17 protein-coding genes and 1 riboswitch are annotated in these 15973 nt (G+C 73.1%); of the genes, 3 read left to right on the forward strand and 14 right to left on the reverse strand.

The genetic code is table 11. The features are described from left to right. Window positions 1-21: 21 nt before the first annotated feature. Complete coding sequence (locus tag BRM3_RS01590) at window positions 22-771, reverse strand: thiamine phosphate synthase (protein ID WP_263594365.1); 750 nt, start codon at window positions 769-771, stop codon at window positions 22-24. A gap of 1 nt (window position 772) precedes the next feature. Beyond that, window positions 773-1624 carry a hydroxyethylthiazole kinase gene (thiM, locus tag BRM3_RS01595; protein ID WP_263594366.1) on the reverse strand — a complete coding sequence of 284 codons (852 nt, stop codon included), beginning with the start codon at window positions 1622-1624 and terminating at the stop codon, window positions 773-775. Beyond that, window positions 1615-1713, reverse strand: a riboswitch (TPP riboswitch). (Overlaps the previous gene by 10 nt.) Before the next feature lie 76 nt (window positions 1714-1789). On the opposite strand from thiM, the gene BRM3_RS01600 reads away from it, so the two are divergent. Continuing rightward, a complete protein-coding gene (locus tag BRM3_RS01600) occupies window positions 1790-2674 on the forward strand; it encodes a hypothetical protein (RefSeq protein ID WP_263594367.1) in 885 nt (294 codons plus the stop codon). A 12-nt stretch (window positions 2675-2686) separates the two neighbouring features. On the opposite strand, the gene cls is transcribed toward BRM3_RS01600, so the two are convergent. The 6 genes from cls to BRM3_RS01630 all read right to left on the reverse strand — a co-directional run bounded on the left by cls (window position 2687) and on the right by BRM3_RS01630 (window position 8784). Continuing rightward, the gene (cls, locus tag BRM3_RS01605) at window positions 2687-4174 is read right to left on the reverse strand and encodes a cardiolipin synthase (protein ID WP_263594368.1); all 1488 of its coding nucleotides are present in this window, start codon (window positions 4172-4174) and stop codon (window positions 2687-2689) included. Window positions 4175-4244: 70 nt separating this feature from the next. Continuing rightward, window positions 4245-5201: a Bax inhibitor-1/YccA family protein gene (locus BRM3_RS01610; RefSeq protein WP_263594369.1), complete on the reverse strand. Its 957-nt coding sequence runs from the start codon at window positions 5199-5201 to the stop codon at window positions 4245-4247. A gap of 120 nt (window positions 5202-5321) precedes the next feature. Then, window positions 5322-6104, reverse strand: coding sequence for an amino acid ABC transporter ATP-binding protein (locus BRM3_RS01615; protein ID WP_263594370.1), 783 nt, complete (start codon window positions 6102-6104; stop codon window positions 5322-5324). Continuing rightward, the gene (locus BRM3_RS01620; RefSeq protein ID WP_263594371.1) at window positions 6088-6756 is read right to left on the reverse strand and encodes an amino acid ABC transporter permease; all 669 of its coding nucleotides are present in this window, start codon (window positions 6754-6756) and stop codon (window positions 6088-6090) included. Before BRM3_RS01620 ends, BRM3_RS01615 begins: the two co-directional genes overlap by 17 nt. A gap of 6 nt (window positions 6757-6762) precedes the next feature. Then, window positions 6763-7620: a transporter substrate-binding domain-containing protein gene (locus BRM3_RS01625; protein ID WP_263594372.1), complete on the reverse strand. Its 858-nt coding sequence runs from the start codon at window positions 7618-7620 to the stop codon at window positions 6763-6765. 30 nt (window positions 7621-7650) lie between these two features. After that, on the reverse strand, window positions 7651-8784 hold the full coding sequence (locus BRM3_RS01630; protein ID WP_263594373.1) for a trans-sulfuration enzyme family protein: 1134 nt from the start codon (window positions 8782-8784) through the stop codon (window positions 7651-7653). Window positions 8785-9181: 397 nt separating this feature from the next. Between BRM3_RS01630 and BRM3_RS01635 the strand changes: the two genes are divergently transcribed. Next, window positions 9182-9682, forward strand: coding sequence for a hypothetical protein (locus tag BRM3_RS01635; protein ID WP_263594374.1), 501 nt, complete (start codon window positions 9182-9184; stop codon window positions 9680-9682). Window positions 9683-9762: 80 nt separating this feature from the next. Here the strand turns inward: BRM3_RS01635 and BRM3_RS01640 are convergent, their stop codons facing one another. The 3 genes from BRM3_RS01640 to BRM3_RS01650 all read right to left on the reverse strand — a co-directional run bounded on the left by BRM3_RS01640 (window position 9763) and on the right by BRM3_RS01650 (window position 12963). Further along, window positions 9763-10515, reverse strand: a complete 753-nt coding sequence (locus tag BRM3_RS01640) for a DinB family protein (RefSeq protein WP_263594375.1) — start codon at window positions 10513-10515, stop codon at window positions 9763-9765. A 136-nt stretch (window positions 10516-10651) separates the two neighbouring features. After that, on the reverse strand, window positions 10652-11263 hold the full coding sequence (locus tag BRM3_RS01645; protein WP_263594376.1) for a M23 family metallopeptidase: 612 nt from the start codon (window positions 11261-11263) through the stop codon (window positions 10652-10654). 209 nt (window positions 11264-11472) lie between these two features. Further along, window positions 11473-12963 carry an MFS transporter gene (locus tag BRM3_RS01650; RefSeq protein WP_263594377.1) on the reverse strand — a complete coding sequence of 497 codons (1491 nt, stop codon included), beginning with the start codon at window positions 12961-12963 and terminating at the stop codon, window positions 11473-11475. A gap of 171 nt (window positions 12964-13134) precedes the next feature. On the opposite strand from BRM3_RS01650, the gene BRM3_RS01655 reads away from it, so the two are divergent. After that, on the forward strand, window positions 13135-14235 hold the full coding sequence (locus BRM3_RS01655; protein ID WP_396127015.1) for an ROK family transcriptional regulator: 1101 nt from the start codon (window positions 13135-13137) through the stop codon (window positions 14233-14235). A 37-nt stretch (window positions 14236-14272) separates the two neighbouring features. Here the strand turns inward: BRM3_RS01655 and BRM3_RS01660 are convergent, their stop codons facing one another. The 3 genes from BRM3_RS01660 to BRM3_RS01670 all read right to left on the reverse strand — a co-directional run bounded on the left by BRM3_RS01660 (window position 14273) and on the right by BRM3_RS01670 (window position 15972). Continuing rightward, complete coding sequence (locus BRM3_RS01660) at window positions 14273-14986, reverse strand: YggS family pyridoxal phosphate-dependent enzyme (protein WP_263594379.1); 714 nt, start codon at window positions 14984-14986, stop codon at window positions 14273-14275. Window positions 14987-15060: 74 nt separating this feature from the next. After that, window positions 15061-15681, reverse strand: a complete 621-nt coding sequence (locus tag BRM3_RS01665) for an MFS transporter (RefSeq protein ID WP_263594380.1) — start codon at window positions 15679-15681, stop codon at window positions 15061-15063. A 54-nt stretch (window positions 15682-15735) separates the two neighbouring features. Beyond that, window positions 15736-15972, reverse strand: coding sequence for an MFS transporter (locus tag BRM3_RS01670; protein ID WP_263594381.1), 237 nt, complete (start codon window positions 15970-15972; stop codon window positions 15736-15738). Between the last annotated feature and the right edge of the window lies 1 nt (window position 15973).

Here is a 15973-nt window from a genome sequence, read left to right on the forward strand (position 1 = left end):
TTCGGTCGGTGAGGCGTGGCCTCAGCGGGTGGGGGCCGTCGGGTCCGACGGCTCGGGGAGGTGGTCATCCGGGCGACTGTCGCGCCCGGACCTCAGGGCCTCTCCCAGGGTGCGGGCGGCATCGGCCGGGGACGGGGCGACGGCGATCGCGGAGACGACGCAGATCCCGTCGATGCCGGTGGGGCCGAGGGCGTGCGCGAGCTCGACGTCGATGCCGCCGATGGCGACGGCGGCCGGGCGCGCCGCGGCCGCCTCGAGGGCTCGCACGCACGCGGCGACGCCGGCCACGCTGAGCGGGGCGGCCGCATCGGGCTTGGTGTCGGTGGCGCGGACCGGGCCGATGCCGAGCACGTCGGCGAGACCGGCGGTCACGGCCGCGGCCGCCTGCGCGGGCGTCGAGACCGAGAGCCCGAGCAGGAGGTCGTCGCCGAGCGCGCGGCGGGCCTCGACGGGGTCGGCGTCGTCCTGCCCGATGTGGAGGTGGCAGCCCTCGCCGACGGCGACGTCGACCCGGTCGTTGACGAACAGCCGGACCCTGCCCGCGGCCTCGGTCCCGACCGCGTCCGCGATCGCGGCGCGGCAGGCGCGGACGAGGCGCGCGATCTCGATCTCACCCGCGCGCTTGTCCCGCACCTGGATCGCGCCGGCGCCGCCCCGCACGGCCGCGGCCGCGATCGCGGGCACCCGGTCGGGGCCGCCCGAGAGGGCGGTGTCGGTCACGTGGTAGACGGTCCAGTCGGTGCGACGGGCCAGCTCGAGGGCCCCGCGCACCTCAGGACTCCTCGACGAGGACCGCGGCGACCACGTCGTCGGGCGCGAGGGCGCCGAGGGCGTCGAGCCAGGCCACGGCGAACGAGCCCGGCCCGGTCGCGCCGTGAGCGCCGCGGGACCCGGCCGCGGCCACGAGGGCGTGCGCGGCGACCACGGCGTCGTGCGGGTCCGCCGCCGGGCATGCGCCGAGCACCGCGGCGGTGATCGCGCCCAGCGCGCAGCCGGTGCCCGTCACGCGCGTCAGGAGAGGGTCGCCGCCCGTGATCCAGGTGGTGCGCCCCGCCGAGACGACGAGATCGCGCTCCCCCGACACGGCGACCACGCCACCGGTGTCCCGGGCGAGGGCGCGGGCGGCGTCGAGGGCGACGTCAGGCGTGGCGGTCGAGTCGGGCCCGCGGCCGCCGTCGCCGACGCCGCCGAGGGCGAGCACCTCCGAGGCGTTCGCCCGGATCGCGGTGGGGCCGATCGCGGTCAGGGTGTGCGCAAGGCGGGTGCGGACGGGCAGGCCGCCCACGGCGACGGGGTCGAGCACCCAGGGCGTCGCGCTCTCGGCCGCGGCGCGCGCGGCGCGCGGCATCGCCTCGACCTGATGCGGCGAGACGGTGCCGAGGTTGACGAGCACCCCGCTCGCGGCGGCCGCGAACAGCGGCGCCTCCTCGGGATGGTCGACCATGGCCGGCGAGGCGCCCGCCGCGAGCAGGGCGTTCGCCGTGATCTGCTGGACCACGGTGTTGGTGAGGCAGTGGACGAGCGGCGCGGCCTCGCGCACGCGGCCCAGGCAGGCGATCCATGGCGCCCCGGAGGACGGCGCGCCGGCGGACGGCAGGAGTGAGGCGGCGGACGATGCGTTCATCGTGACGATCCCTTCGCAGGTGCTGACCAGATCAGGTTCGACGGGTGTGCTCTCAGCCGTCCGGCGGGACGGCACCCCGTGTCACGTCCATGACCCTAGCAAGCGGGCGGGGGCTCAGGCGGCCTGTGCGAGAATCGGCGCCGGACACCGAGGAGGGGGCGCGACATGGCGGATCCGGAGCGGCACGACGAGCCGTCGGACCCCGGCCTGCCCGACTTCGCGACCCCGCCGCCTCGCACGCCCGCCCAGGCGCCCGTGCCCGACGAGCGTTCGCGCTCGCGGTCCCGCGCCATGATCCTCACCGTGATCGGCGCGAGCGTCGCGATCATCGCGATCGTCGCCCTGGTCCTGTCCCAGACCCTCTTCCGCGACGCCTTCGGCGACGACACCGACTACGCCGAGCCCGCGACGGGCACCGCGAGCGGCCAGTCGGAGTACGTCCCGGACCCCAACGACCCCGATCTCGCGCCGCCGCCGCCGATCTTCACGCAGGCGCCGACGTCGGACTGCACGGTGCTGCCGCAGCAGTCCACCTCCGCCCAGCCCGCCGGCAAGGTGCGCGGCGGGGGCCTGGAGTACACGCGCCCCTCGACGTGGACCTTCAACTGGGGCAGCGGGGACCTCGCCTACATGACCGACGCGGCCGGGTACGCGCGCAACGTCGAGGGCAGCTGGTACTCGGTCGTGAACGTGGGCCGCGTGACCTGGCCGCAGGCCGAGGGCGACTACCCCGGGGCCGAGCAGGCGGCCGTCACGATCTTCCAGTGCTACGTGACGTCGGCGGGCCTGATCGACTACTTCGGGGACACCCCCACCGTCACGGACTACCGCACCGAGGCCACCACGGTCGACGGCACGCCGGGGTGGATCGTGCAGGCCACCTACCACTTCGACGCCGGGCTCAAGACGACCGACGAGTCGCGCGTGACCTCGATCGTGGTCGACACCCCGGGCGGCCCGAGCGCCGTGGTCTCGGACGTCGCGGCCGACCACCCCGACCACATGCAGGAGCTCCAGGACATCCTGGACTCCCTGCAGGTCGTCGGCTGAGCCCCGCAGCGCTCACACGATCGAGGAGGCCATCCGGCAGATGTCGTCGAGCGAGCGCGCGAGGAACGGCCGGCGTCGCCAGGTCTCGAGGTCGAGCCGGGTGCTGCGCTCGCGGTAGACGGCCTCGACGTCGCGCATCTGCTGCATGAAGTCGCTGCCGCCGATCATGAGCGAGGACTCCATGTCGAGCAGGAACGAGCGGATGTCCATGTTGGACGAGCCGATCACGGTCACGAAGTCGTCGATCGTGACGTGCTTGGCGTGCAGGATGTAGGGCTCCTCGTAGAGCTGGATGCGCACGCCCGCGACGAGGAGCTCCTCGTAGTACGAGCGCTGGGCGTGGCCCACGAGGAACTGGTCGGCGGTCGAGGAGACGATCAGCTCGACGTCGACGCCGCGCCCGGCCGCGGTGATGAGCGCGTACAGCATCGACTCCGAGGGCACGAAGTACGGCGAGACCACGACGATCCGCTCGGCGGCGGAGTAGAAGAGCTGGTCGAACAGCAGCAGGTTGTTCTCGAGCACGAAGCCGGGACCCGAGGGCACGATCTGGCACTCGAGCTCGCCGGCCGTGTCGGGCTGCGGATGGACGAGCTCGGCCTCGGCGAGGATCTCGTCGGACTCGAAGTACCAGTCGGTCGCGAACAGCAGGTTCATCTCCGAGACGATGGGCCCGGTGATGCGGGCCATCGTCTCCTGCCACCGGAGGCCGCGACGGATGTTGGAGCGCTTGTCGTAGTCGCGCGAGATGACGTTCTGGCTGCCCAGCCATCCCACCTTCCCGTCGATCACGAGGATCTTGCGGTGGTTGCGCAGATCCGGGCGCTGGAAGGCGCCGTCGGCGAACGGCTTGATGGGCATCGCCGGGTAGTGCTCGATGCCGTGCTGGTCGAGGAAGCGCTGCATCGCCTTGTAGGGGCGACGGTGGCCCGCCGAGCCCCAGTAGTCGTAGAGCAGGCGGACCGTCACTCCGCGGTCCGCGGCCTCGCCGATGGCGCGGAAGAAGTCGGCGGTGACCGCGTCGAGGCCCATCGTGTAGAAGACCGCGTTGACGCTGCGTTCGGCCGTGCGGATGTCCCGCGCCATCTCCTCGATCGTCAGGTCGTAGTCGATGTGCAGGTCCACGGAGTTGTTGCCCGTGAGCGGGAAGGCGCCCAGGTTCCGGTTGAGGGCGACCGCGGACTGGAGCCAGCTGGGGCTGCCCTGATCGAGGTCGGAGTCGGGGATCTCCTCGGCACGCTCGTGCATGAGGCGGTTGACGAGCCGCTGCTTCTCACGGCGCTTGCGGGGCAGCTGCGCCTTGCCCAGCATGAGGTAGAGCGGGAAGCCGACGAGCGGGAAGACCATGATCGCGAGCAGCCAGGCGATCGCGGAGCCGGGGCGCCGATTGCGGGGCACCACGAAGACCGCGAGGACGCGCAGGGCCACGTCGATGACGAGCAGGATCGAGCTGGCCAGCGTGACCCCGTGCGCAGAGATCCAGTGCCAGGCGGCGTCCATCCCTGTCTCTCTCGTGCGGGAACGGGCCCGGTGCCTCGCGGCGCTCGGACCCGTTCCGGTGGATCTGATGTCAGTTGTTGCGGAGGATCGCGAGGATGCGCAGGATCTCCAGGTACATCCACACCAGGGTGACGGCCACACCGAAGGCGCAGCGCCAGGCCATGCGGCGCGGGACGCCGTTCTTCACGCCGTGGGTGATGTCCTCGAAGTCCATCACGAGCGAGTACGACGCGAGGACCACGGCGATCGCGCCGATCGCGAGGCCCAGCAGCCCGTCGCGCAGGCTCGTGCCGGTCGCGATCATGACCCCGATGTTGACGACGCCGAACACGAGGTAGCCGATCATCGCGATCATGAAGATCTTGGTCAGGCGCGGCGAGGTGCGCAGCACCCCGGCGCGGAACAGGACGAGCACCGTGCCGGCGACCGCGAGGGTGCCGCCGACGGCCTGCAGGGCGACGCTCGGGCCCGAGTAGGAGTAGTCGATGACGCCGGAGATGCCGCCGAGGAGCAGGCCCTCGAAGGCGGCGTAGGCGATCACGAGCGCGGGCGACGGGTTCTTCTTGAAGATGTTGACGAGGGCCAGGACCGTGCCGCCGAGGAGACCGATGAACATGGCGGTCGAGGCCAGGCCCACGCCCGCCACCTCGCCCTCGGAGCCGGCGACCGCGCCGAGCACGACCGGCAGCAGGGCGACCGCGAAGCCGACCACGATGATCGTGCCGAGCGTGGCCGTGATCGCGTTGAGGGCGTCGCGCATGGTCATGCGCCCGGTGTCGTAGCCGGTCGCGGCGGGACGGGCGTACAGCGCCTCGAGGTCGTCGCGGGAGGCGGGCGCCTGCTGCCCGTGGCCCGGCTGCGCCGGGTAGGGCTGTCCGTAGCCTCGCTGGGCGGGCGCCTGCTGGCCGTAGCCGGCCTGGCCGTAGCCGCCCTGCGACCGGTCGTCGACCTGGGAGCCGGAGAAGCCCGCATAGCCGCTGGATGTGAATGCTCGGTCTTTGCCGAACACGATGTTGTGGCGAGCCAAGGCTCCTCCTTAGGGGCCGGGACGTCAGGGAGCGCGTGCGGAGCGGCGGTCGTGCGACCGCGCCCCGGGCGTCTCCATCGTATCGGGAGGGCCTGATCCGTGCCTGGAGGGCGTGGGCGCTCAGACCGAGGCGACGACCTCGCGGAAGCGGCGCAGCCGCTCGTCGCTGCTCTCGAAGAAGTCGGCGGGGCCGCCGTCGAGCAGCACCTGCCCGTCCTCGAGGAACACGACCTTGTCGGCCACGCGGCGGGCGAAGGCGAGCGAGTGGGTGACGACCACGAGCGTGCGGTCCTCCTGGGCGAGGTCCGCGAGCACCTCGACCACCTCGGCGGCGAGCTCGGGGTCGAGCGCGGAGGTGGGCTCGTCGAACAGGAGCACGTCGGGCTCCATCGCGAGCGCCCGGGCGATCGCGACCCGCTGCTGCTGACCGCCCGAGAGGCGGTCCGGGTAGGCGTCGGCCTTGGCGGCGAGCCCGACCTTGGCCAGGAGCGTCCGTCCCAGCTCCTCCGCCTCGGCCCGCGGCAGGCCGCGCGTGCTGACCGGGGCGAGGGTCACGTTGCCGAGCGCCGTGAGGTGGGGGAACAGGTTGAACTGCTGGAAGACCATGGTCGAGCGGCCGCGCACGGCCCGCACGGTGCGCCCGGTCAGCCGTCCGCCGAGCGTCACGGCGCCGTCGCCGAAGTCGAGGGTGCCCGCATCGGGGCGTTCGAGCAGGTTGATCGAGCGCAGCAGCGTCGACTTGCCCGACCCGGACGGCCCGAGCAGCACGGTGGTCCTGCCGCGCGGGATCTCGAGGGACACGTCGTCGAGTGCCACGAGCGGCCCGAAGGTCTTGCGGATGCCGCGCAGCACGAGCGGCGGGCGCGCCCCGGCCGCGCCGGGGCTCTCAGGTCGTGCGGACATGGCGGGACACCCTCTTCTCGAGCCAGCCCTGCAGGATGCTCAGCAGGGACACGATGACCAGGTAGATCGCCGCGACCTCGACGTAGAGGATGAGCGGCTCGAAGGTCGAGGCGGCGATCTGCCGACCCACCTGGAACACGTCGACGATGGTGATGGCGAACACGAGCGACGTGCCCTTGACCAGGTCGATGAAGTCGTTGGTGAGCGGCGGCAGGGCGATCCGGAACCCCTGCGGCGCGACCACCCGGAAGAACGTCGCGCGGCGGGACAGGTTCAGGGTCTGGGCCGCCTCGAACTGACCGCGCGGGATCGACAGGATCGCGGCGCGGATCGCCTCGGAGGCGTAGGCGCCGGTGTTGAGCGCGAGCGTCACCACCGCGGCCGCGAAGGCCGGCAGCACGACGCCCACGTTGGGGAGGCCGAAGAACACGATGAACAGCTGCACCACGAGCGGGGTCCCGCGGAAGATCCACACGTACAGCCAGGCGATCCCGGCGAGCGGTCGCGGCCCGTACAGGCGCACGAGCGCGACCACCACCGCGAGCACGAGCGCGATCGCGAAGGAGAGCAGCGACAGCGGGACGGTGACCGAGATGGTCGCCTCCAGCAGGCGCGGCAGCGAGCCCACCCAGAGCTCGAGGGCGCGGACCATGCCCGATCAGCCCTGCGGGGTCAGGTCGGTGCCCACCCACTGTTGGTAGATCGCCGAGAGGGAGCCGTCAGACTTCATGCCGTCGAGGATCTCGTCGATCTTGGCCTGCAGGTCCTCCTGGCCCTTGGGCATGATCACGCCGACGACGGAGTCGGTGGGCAGCTCCTCGTCGAGCAGGCGGATGTTCGCGTCGGGCTGCTCCTGGAGGTAGGTCGTGAAGGAGACGAGGTCGTTGCCGATCGCGTCGGCGCGTTCCTGGACCACCAGCTCGACGCCCTCGGCGAAGCCCTGCACGGGCAGGATCTGGGCGCCGAGGTCGGTCATCGCCTGCGCCCAGTTGCTCGTCGCGGTCTGGGCGGCGGTGCGGCCCTTGACGTCGGCGAGGGTCTGGATGTCGGAGTCCTTGGCCACGGCGACCCGCCCCGACACCTTCGCGTACGGCTCGGAGAACAGGTACTTCTTCTCGCGCTCCTCGGTGATGCCGACGTTGTTGATGACGATGTCGTACTTGCCGACGTCGAGCCCCGCGATGAGGGAGTCCCACTCGGTCTCGATGAACTGGGGCGTCGCGCCGAGCCCCGAGGCGATGGCGTCGGCGATGTCCTTCTCGAAGCCGACGAGCGTGCCGGAGTCGTCGTGGTACGCGTACGGCTTGTAGGTGCCCTCGATCCCGATCCGGACCGTGCCGGAGGAGGTGATGGACGCCAGCAGGTCGTCCGTGGCGGCCGTCCCGCCGTCGCTCGCGACGCTGCCGTCCTCCGAGCGGTTCTGGCTCGGGCCGCATGCGGCGAGCAGGGCGGCGAGGGCGGCGGTGGAGCCGAGCGCGAGGGCGCCGCGGCGGGTGGGTCGGATCGACGAGGTCATGGGGACTCCTGGTGGGATGGGCGGAACGGCTCAGCGGGCGGCCGCGAGGGCCTGGTCGAGATCGGCGACGAGGTCGGCGACGGCCTCGATGCCCACGGACAGGCGCAGCAGCTCGTCGCCGATGCCGGCGGCGGCGCGGTCCTCGGGGGTCATCGCCTCGTGCGTCATCGTCGCGGGGCGGCAGATGAGCGACTCGACGCCGCCCAGGCTCACCGCGTAGGCAGGGAAGCGCAGGGCGCGCAGGAACGCGACGCGGTCCAGTCCCTCGGCGAGCTCGAAGGAGATCACAGCTCCCGGTCCGCTCGCCTGGCTCGCGTGCAGCACGGCCTCGGCCTCGCTGAAGGAGCCGGGGGTGAGCACGCGGGCCACGTCCTCGTGGGCGGCGAGGTGGGCGGCGATCTCGACGGCGCTGGCCTGCTGGCGCTCGAGGCGCAGCGGAAGGGTCTTGATGTCCTGGATCAGCCGGTAGGAGTCGAACGGGGAGAGCACGCCGCCGAGCGCCTTCTGGGCGAGCGCGAACGTCTCGGCGAGCTCGTCGTCGTCGGTCGTGACGGTGCCGGCCAGGAGGTCGGAGTGGCCGGCGAGGTACTTCGTGGCCGACTGGACGACCACGTCGGCGCCGAGCGCGAGCGGACGCTGGAGGACCGGGGTCATGAAGGTGTTGTCCACGACCACGAGGGCGCCGTGGGAGTGCGCGAGGTCGACGATGCGCCGCAGGTCGGTGATCCGCAGGGTCGGGTTGGCCGGGGTCTCGACGAACACCATGCGCGTGTGCTCGGTGAAGTCCGCGTCGGTCAGGTCCCCCAGGTCGGTCACGAAGCGCCCCGTGACGCCGCGGCCCGGGAAGACCTTGTCGACGAAGCGGTAGGTGCCGCCGTAGACGCTCGCGGACAGGATCACCTCGTCGCCGCCGGCGAGCAGCGAGAACGCCGCGCCGGTGGCCGCCATGCCCGAGGCGAACGCGAAGCCGTGCCGCGCGCCCTCGAGCGCCGCGATCACGGTCTCGAGCTGGGCGCGCGTGGGGTTGGAGCCGCGCTGGTAGGCGTAGGCGCCGTCCTCGGTCGCGGGGTCGAGCTCGAACGTCGAGGCGAGGTGGATCGGGGGAACCACGGCACCGTGCTCGTGATCGCGCAGAGCTTGCACGGCGATGGTGTCGATGTGCACGGGGAGTCCTCCTGAGGGGGTGCGGGCGGGATGCGCGGGGCGCTCGCACGAGCCTAAGGCTCAGCTTGGGCTCCTCATAAACACCGATGACGAAGTGTGACGGGGCCGGGGTGAGTCGGGGCGGCGCGGGCGCCCGCCAGCCACGCCGCCGCGCGCCGATGTCCGACGGCGGACCGCAGCGGTGACCGCACGGTCCGCAGCGGGGCTCCGGGGCGCGCGTCGCGCGGACGAGCGCGGGGTGCGGGTGCGGGTGCGGGTACGGCGGTGTCCGGCGGGAGTCCGGGCCGGTGGCGCCGATCACGACCGGGCCGGGGTGTGCACGGGTCTTCGCGAATGCCTCACGAGGCCTCCGCGGGCGCGCGGCGTGGCGCGCGCCCGCGTGCGTCAGGCTTGAGCCATGCCGTCGTCCGCCGTTCTCGAGCCCGTTCGTCCGCTCCACCACCTTCCCCGCCGCGATGCGACCGCGACCGGTGTGCTGCGCGCGCTGGGCACCGGGCCGATGCCCGTCGTCGCCGAGGCCTCCGTCGTCGCGAGCACACGCCTCGCGGCGGACGAGACCGCGCCGGCCTCGGCGGCGCCCGCTCCCGCCGAGAGCGTGCGCTCGCTGCGGCTGCGCGACCTGACCACGGGCGGTGCGGCCGCGGCGGGCTCGTGGACGCTCGCCGCGCATCTGGGCCTGCTCGGCACGGCGACCGGCACGTTCGTGGTCTCGGTCGTCTCCGCGATCCTCGTGGCGCTCGCGGCCGACTCCCTCACGGGTCTGCGCCGCATGCTGCTGAACACCGTGCGCCGGGCGCGCCAGGCCGGGGTGCACCGCACGCGCGGCCCGCGCTCGGCGGGCGGAGGAGGCGCGTCGCGCGACGCCCGCGAGGGCGCCGTCCCGCTCCTCCCCCGCTGACCGTCTCGGCCCGGTCTCCCCGCGGCCCTGGCCCGCACGGCGGCAGCTCCTGGCGGTCCCCGGAGGCTCAGGTCCTGGCGTCAGCGGTGGTCGAGCGCGACGAGGTCGCGCTCGGTGTAGCGGCGGTGCTCGATCTCCTCGCGGAGCACGACCCGGAGACAGCGACCCACCGTGTACTCCTGGTCGGGATACTCCGGGCTGGGCCGGCGCCCGCAGATCCGCCGGAACCCGTCGTCGTCGAGCTCCGCGATGACGCGTCCGACGACCGCCGCCCGCGCCTCGCGCGCCCGGAGCACCTCGTCCAGCGTGGGTCTGGCATCGAGCGTCAGGCCGAGCTCCGCCGCCTTCTCGGGCGGGTACCCCGAGTCGGGGTAGCCGAGCGGGTGATACGGCCGATCCTCCTCCAGCACGGCGCTGCCCACCCACGCGTCGCTGCAGAACAGCAGGTGGCGCTGGGTCTCGACGAAGGGCCACTCGTCGCCGACCCGCTGCTGCAGGAGCGCCTCGAGCAGCTGCCGGGCACGGCGCAGCGTGCCGGCCCACAGCTCGGCGACGTGGGGCCAGAGCCGCCGGCAGGCGTCGGGGGTCTCGGCCTCCCGCACGAGGACCCGCTCGAGATGCCGGCGGTCCAGCTCGCCCTCGACGTACGCGGTCACGTCCACGTCGTTGACCACGACGTGCCGCAGATCGCCGGAGACGGAGACGTCGTGCACGAGCGAGTCGACGATCTGCAGCCCCGTGACGTCGCAGTCACGGATCACCACGCCGTCGAGCCGGCATTGGACGAAGTGCGCCCCGCGGAAGGCCACGGAGCGGCGGAGCTCCTCGGGCATGGTGCCTCCTGGTCCGGTCGACGGCCGCCGCGAGGCACGGCTCGGCCCGCGGTCCCGGTGCAGTCCGCCGCCAGCAGTCCGGCGTCGGGCGGCGCCCGTCCGGTACCCGGACGCTAGCACCGACGCCGCGCGCGGCTCAGGCGCGGACGATCTCGCCGTCGCGCGGCAGCGTCCCTCCGAACGTCACGCGCACGGCGCGGGCGCGCTCGACCTCCCGGTCGTCGATCGCCTGGACGTGGACGTGGGGCTCGGTGCTGTTGCCCGAGTTGCCGCAGTCGCCGAGCAGGTCGCCGGTGGTCACCTGCTGGCCCGCGTGCACGCGGATGCTTCCCCGGCGCAGGTGACAGAGGGCGACGACGATGCCGCCGTGCTCGATCAGGACATGGTTCCCGGCGAGCGCGACCCATCCCGCGGCGGCCCGACGGTGCTGGGTCAGCGCGTAGCCGACCGACGGCAGCCCTCGATAGGCCGGATGATCCGGCTCGCCGCCGTGCGCCGCGACGACGACGCCGCCGAGAGGCGCCAGGTTCGGGCGCCCGAAGCCGGGGAACCTGTCGGCGGGCTCGGGCCGCACGAGCGAGCCGAGGGTGATCGGCGCCGTGCGTCCGTCCTCGGACGTCGGCACGAAGTCGATGGCGTAGCTCGAGGCGAGCATGCGCGTGCCGTGGCTCGGCACCCGGCTGGCCGGGCTGTACCGCGCGATCCAGCACCCGGTGAACGGGTACGCGATGTCGAGGGAGGCGGTCATCGTGCAGTCTCCTCGTCGCTCGGCGACGTCTCGCCGCGGGGCCCGCTCGGCCCCGCACGAGGCTCGACCTCGGTCCAGGCCACGATACGCATCGCGCGCACCGGGGCCTCGCCGCACACCCGCACAGGACGACGACACCTGCCGGCCGTGAGGCCGACAGGTGTCGTCGTGGAGGGCTCACCGTCCCGGCCGCGCCGGGGCCGGTCGTCTCAGCAGACGGCCGGGAGGGCGCCCGTCGTGACGGGGATGGCCCCGGTGATCGCGGGGATCGCCCCCGTGGTCGCGTGGAGGCGCTCGCCGCGTCGGGCGTCGGCCTCACGGCCGCGCACCGCGCCGACGCCCGCGCCGCCCAGGCCGCGCAGCGAGTCGAGGGAGACGACCCTGCTCATGGCGTGGGCACGGCGCTTCACGAGCGCACGCTGGGCGCCGAGGGTCGTGAGCACCATGGCGAAGCCGCACGCGGCGAGGAAGATCGCGACCACGGCCGGGGCGCGGAAGCCCAGGCCCGCGGAGATCACGGCGCCGCCGAGGGCCGCGCCCAGGGAGTTGGCGACGTTGAACGCCGCGTGGTTCAGCGAGGCGCCGAGCACCTGGGACCGGCCGGCGGCGCGGATCAGCCAGGTCTGCACGGCCGGCGTCACCATCGAGTTGGCGAGGTTGACGAAGAAGACCGTGACCAGCAGCCCCGGGGCCGACGAGGCGAACAGGAACAGCGCGACGAGCGCGAGGATGTACGCCGGGAAGCCGATCAGCAGGGTGCGGGTGCCCGAGCGGTCGGAGGCCCAGCCGCCCAGCAGGTTGCCGAGCGTCATGCCGAGGCCCGCGCACGCGAGCACGACGGGCACGAACGCGGCGGTGGTGCCCGCAACGTGCTGGGAGATGTCGGCGATGTAGCTGTAGATCGCGAAGCTGCCGGAGAAGCCGACCGCCGCGATGCCGGCCACGGCCCACACCTGCTTGGAGCGGAAGGCGCTCAGCTCCTCGAGGATGCTGCGCTCGGCGGGCCGCTCCTGCGGCGGGACGCTGAGGCTCAGCAGGGCGATCGTCGCGATGAAGACGGCGGCGATGATGAGGTAGCTCATGCGCCACCCGAGTCCCTGGCCGAAGGCGGTCAGGAGGGGGACGCCGATGAGGTTGGCGACCGTGAGGCCCGACAGGGCGAGTGCGACGCCCTTGCCCTGGCTGCCCTCTCCCATGAGGGAGGCGGCGATGAGGGAGGCGACGCCGAAGTAGGCGCCGTGCGGGATGCCGGCGATGAAGCGGGCGAGCACGGTCAGCTCGAAGGTGGGCATGAGCGCCGACAGGACGGTGCCCGCGAGCAGAGCGGCGGCCAGCAGCACGATGAGCTTCGTGCGGCTCATGCGCACGGCGAGCAGCGCGACCGTGGGGGCGCCCACGACGACACCGGCCGCATACGCGCTGATGGCCAGGCCCGCCTGGGCGATGCCGGCCTCGGGGGAGGCGGACATGAGGCCCGGCAGGAGCGAGTGGGCGATGCCGGGCAGCAGCCCCATCGAGACGAACTCGCTCGACCCGATGCCGAAGCCGCCGAGGGCCAGGGCGAACAGGGCCAGCCGGCGGCGTGCCGGGCTGATCGGGGCCGGGTGTGCGGAGCCGAGCTCCGGGCGCTCTGCCCGGCGCGGGAGCCGGGGGCGCAGACGCTGGGTCAGAGAACGGGGGTCGAGTCGTGCTGATGTCACGCGACCACGATAAGCCAACGCTGTTGCTATATGTCAACGCCCCCTCCCCCGCCATCGCCCGTGCGGTGCGACACAGAGCGCGCCGGGGCACCGGACACGCCGTCGGGCGCGGACCCCGCCCGGCCCCCGGGAAAGCCGCGCGGACCCCGCCCGTGGCCCGCGTGGGCCACAATGTCTCGGGTGAGCAGCGGAGCCCATCTCGATCTCGTGCGCGGCGTCAACGACGCCGGCGTGCTCGCCCTCCTGCGCGGAGGCAACCCGATGGCCCGCCACGACATCGCCGAGGCCCTCGACGTCACCCCGCAGGCCGTCACCAAAATCCTCGCGCGCCTCGGCGAGCGCGGCCTCGTCGAGGAGGCCGGCACGGTGAGCGCGGGCCCCGGCAAGCCGGCCGTGCTGCACCGCCTCGTCCCGCGGTCGCGGCGTGCGATCGGGGTGCACGTCACGCGCACCCGCGTGCGGGCCGTCATCGTCGACCTGACCGGGACGATCCTCGCGGCGTGCGAGCGCGATCTCGAGGCGGGCACCTCGCCCGACCGCCTCGTCGACATCGTCGCCGAGCTCGCGACGCAGCTGCGCAGCACGGGCGAGGGAGCCCTCGTCGGCATCGGCGTCGGCATGCCCGGCTCCGTCGACCACGACGCCGGCGTGTTCCGCGGATCGGAGGCCTCGGACCCGTGGAGCGGCCTGGCCCTGCGCGCCCGGCTCGTCGAGCGCCTGGGCCTGCCCGCCCTCGTGGAGAACGACTCGACCGCGGCGATCGTCGCGGAGTCCTGGAGCTCTCCGCACGCCGTGCCCGACGCCGCGCTCGTGCTCGTCGAGGACGGCATCGGCGCCGGCCTGCGCCTGGGCGACGTGCTGCACCGCGGGGCACACTCGGATGCCGGGGAGGTGGGCCACACCGTGGTCGTGCTCGACGGCGAACCGTGCACGTGCGGACGCCGCGGCTGCGCGCAGGCCGAGCACGCGGCCGCCCTCGCCCGCGGCGACGTGGCGCGCGCGGCGCGCATCCTGGCTTCGGTCGTGGTCGACCTCGTGGTGCTGCTCGACGTCGACCGCATCATCCTCGCCGGCCGCAGCATCCACCGCCACCATGCCGCCTACCTCGATGCGGTGCGGGGCGCGATGGCGACGGAGCTGCCGCGCCATGACTGGCTGCACGTCGAGGTGCTCGTCTCGACGCACGGCGACGACGCGATCGCGCTGGGGGCCGCGGCCGAGGTGCTCGAGGACGAGTTCGGGGTGCCCGCGGCCCTCGCCGGACCGGCCTGAGCCCCTCGTCGACGCAGGGCCCGGGGCGCAGCCGACCTCAGGCCGCTCGCGGACCGAAGACCGCCGAGCCGAGCCGCACGATGGTCGAGCCCTCCTCGACGGCGATCTCGAGATCACCGCTCATGCCCATCGACAGCTCCGTGACGCCGGGCATCGCGATCTCGTCCCGGAGCACGCGCAGGGCGCCGAGCGAGGCCCGCACGGACGCCTCGTCGTCGGTGTGCGCCCCGATCGTCATGAGCCCGACGGGCCGCAGCCGACCGGTCGCGGCGACGCGCTCGAGGGCGGCCTGCACGGTGGCCGCGTCGGGCGCGTAGCCGCCCTTGGACTGCTCGCCGGAGGTGTTGACCTGGAGGAGCACGTCGCGCTCGACGTCGGCGAGCTCGGCACGGCGTGCGAGCGCGTCGATCACGGCGTCGCGGTCGACGCTGTGGATCACGCTCGCGAAGGCCACGACGTCCTTGGCCTTGTTGGTCTGGAGGCGCCCGATGAAGTGACGGGGCACGCCGAGGGCGACGAGGGCGGGGTCGTCGTGCTTGGCGATCTCCTGGGCGCGGTTCTCCCCCACCACCACGTCGCGCCCGCGCGCACGGAAGCCGCGGACCGCGTCCGCGATCTCCGCGGCGGTGCGGGTCTTGGTGGCGAGCAGGATCTGCACCTCGGCCCCGTCGCGGCCGGCGCGCCGGGCGGCGCCGTCCAGCCGGGCGAGGACGTCATCGATCCGGGCGGAGAGGTCGACACGCGCGTTCATGCCGCCATCCTCGCAGGTGACGGCCCTGTCGCGCGGCGTCGAGCGGCAGGGCCGTCACGATCCGGCGGACGCTCTCAGCGGCCGGCGTCCATGTCCTCGAGCTCCTTGCCCTTGGTCTCCTGCACGAACTTCGCGACGAACACCAGGGAGAGGACCGCGAACACGGCGTACATGCCGTAGGCCACGCCCAGGCCGACCGAGTCCTTGAGGCTTGGGAAGCTGACGCTGATGAGCCAGTTGGCGACCCACTGGCCGGCAGCGGCGAGCGACAGGGCCGCGGCACGGATGCGGTTGGGGAACATCTCGCCCAGCAGCACCCAGACGACCGGGCCCCAGGACAGGCCGAAAGCGATCACGAACACGTTGGCGGCGATCAGGGCGATGGGGCCCGCGGCACCCTCGAGCACGGGCGCGCCGTGCACCACCGGGGCGGTGCCGAAGACGACCGCCATGGTGCCGAGCCCCACGACCATGCCGATCGAGCCGATCAGCAGCAGCGGCTTGCGCCCCACCCGGTCGACCGTGGCGATCGCAATGAAGGTGGTCACGATGTTCACGACCGAGGTGATCACCGTGATGACGAAGGAGTCGTTCTCGCTGAAGCCGACGGCCTCCCACAGCACGTTGGAGTAGTAGAAGATCACGTTGATGCCGACGAACTGCTGGAACACCGACAGCAGCAGGCCGACGCACACGATCGGCACGATGCGCCCGCCGGGGCCGCGCAGGTCGGACCACGACGGCGGCTTCTAAGACTTGAGCGACTCCTGGATGCGCACGATCGTGATCTCGGTCGAGCGCTCGCCGAAGAGCGTGGTCAGCACGCTGCGCGCCTCGGAGAGCTTGTGGCTCGCGACCAGGTAGCGGGGGGACTCGGGGATCGTGAAGGCCATGATCCCGTAGAGGATCGCGGGGATCGCCATCATCAGGAACATCCAGCGCCAGGCGGGGATGCCGAACCAGAAGTCGGCGGTCGAGCGAGCCACG

The organism is Brachybacterium huguangmaarense (genome assembly GCF_025725725.1).
Taxonomy (GTDB): domain Bacteria; phylum Actinomycetota; class Actinomycetes; order Actinomycetales; family Dermabacteraceae; genus Brachybacterium; species Brachybacterium huguangmaarense.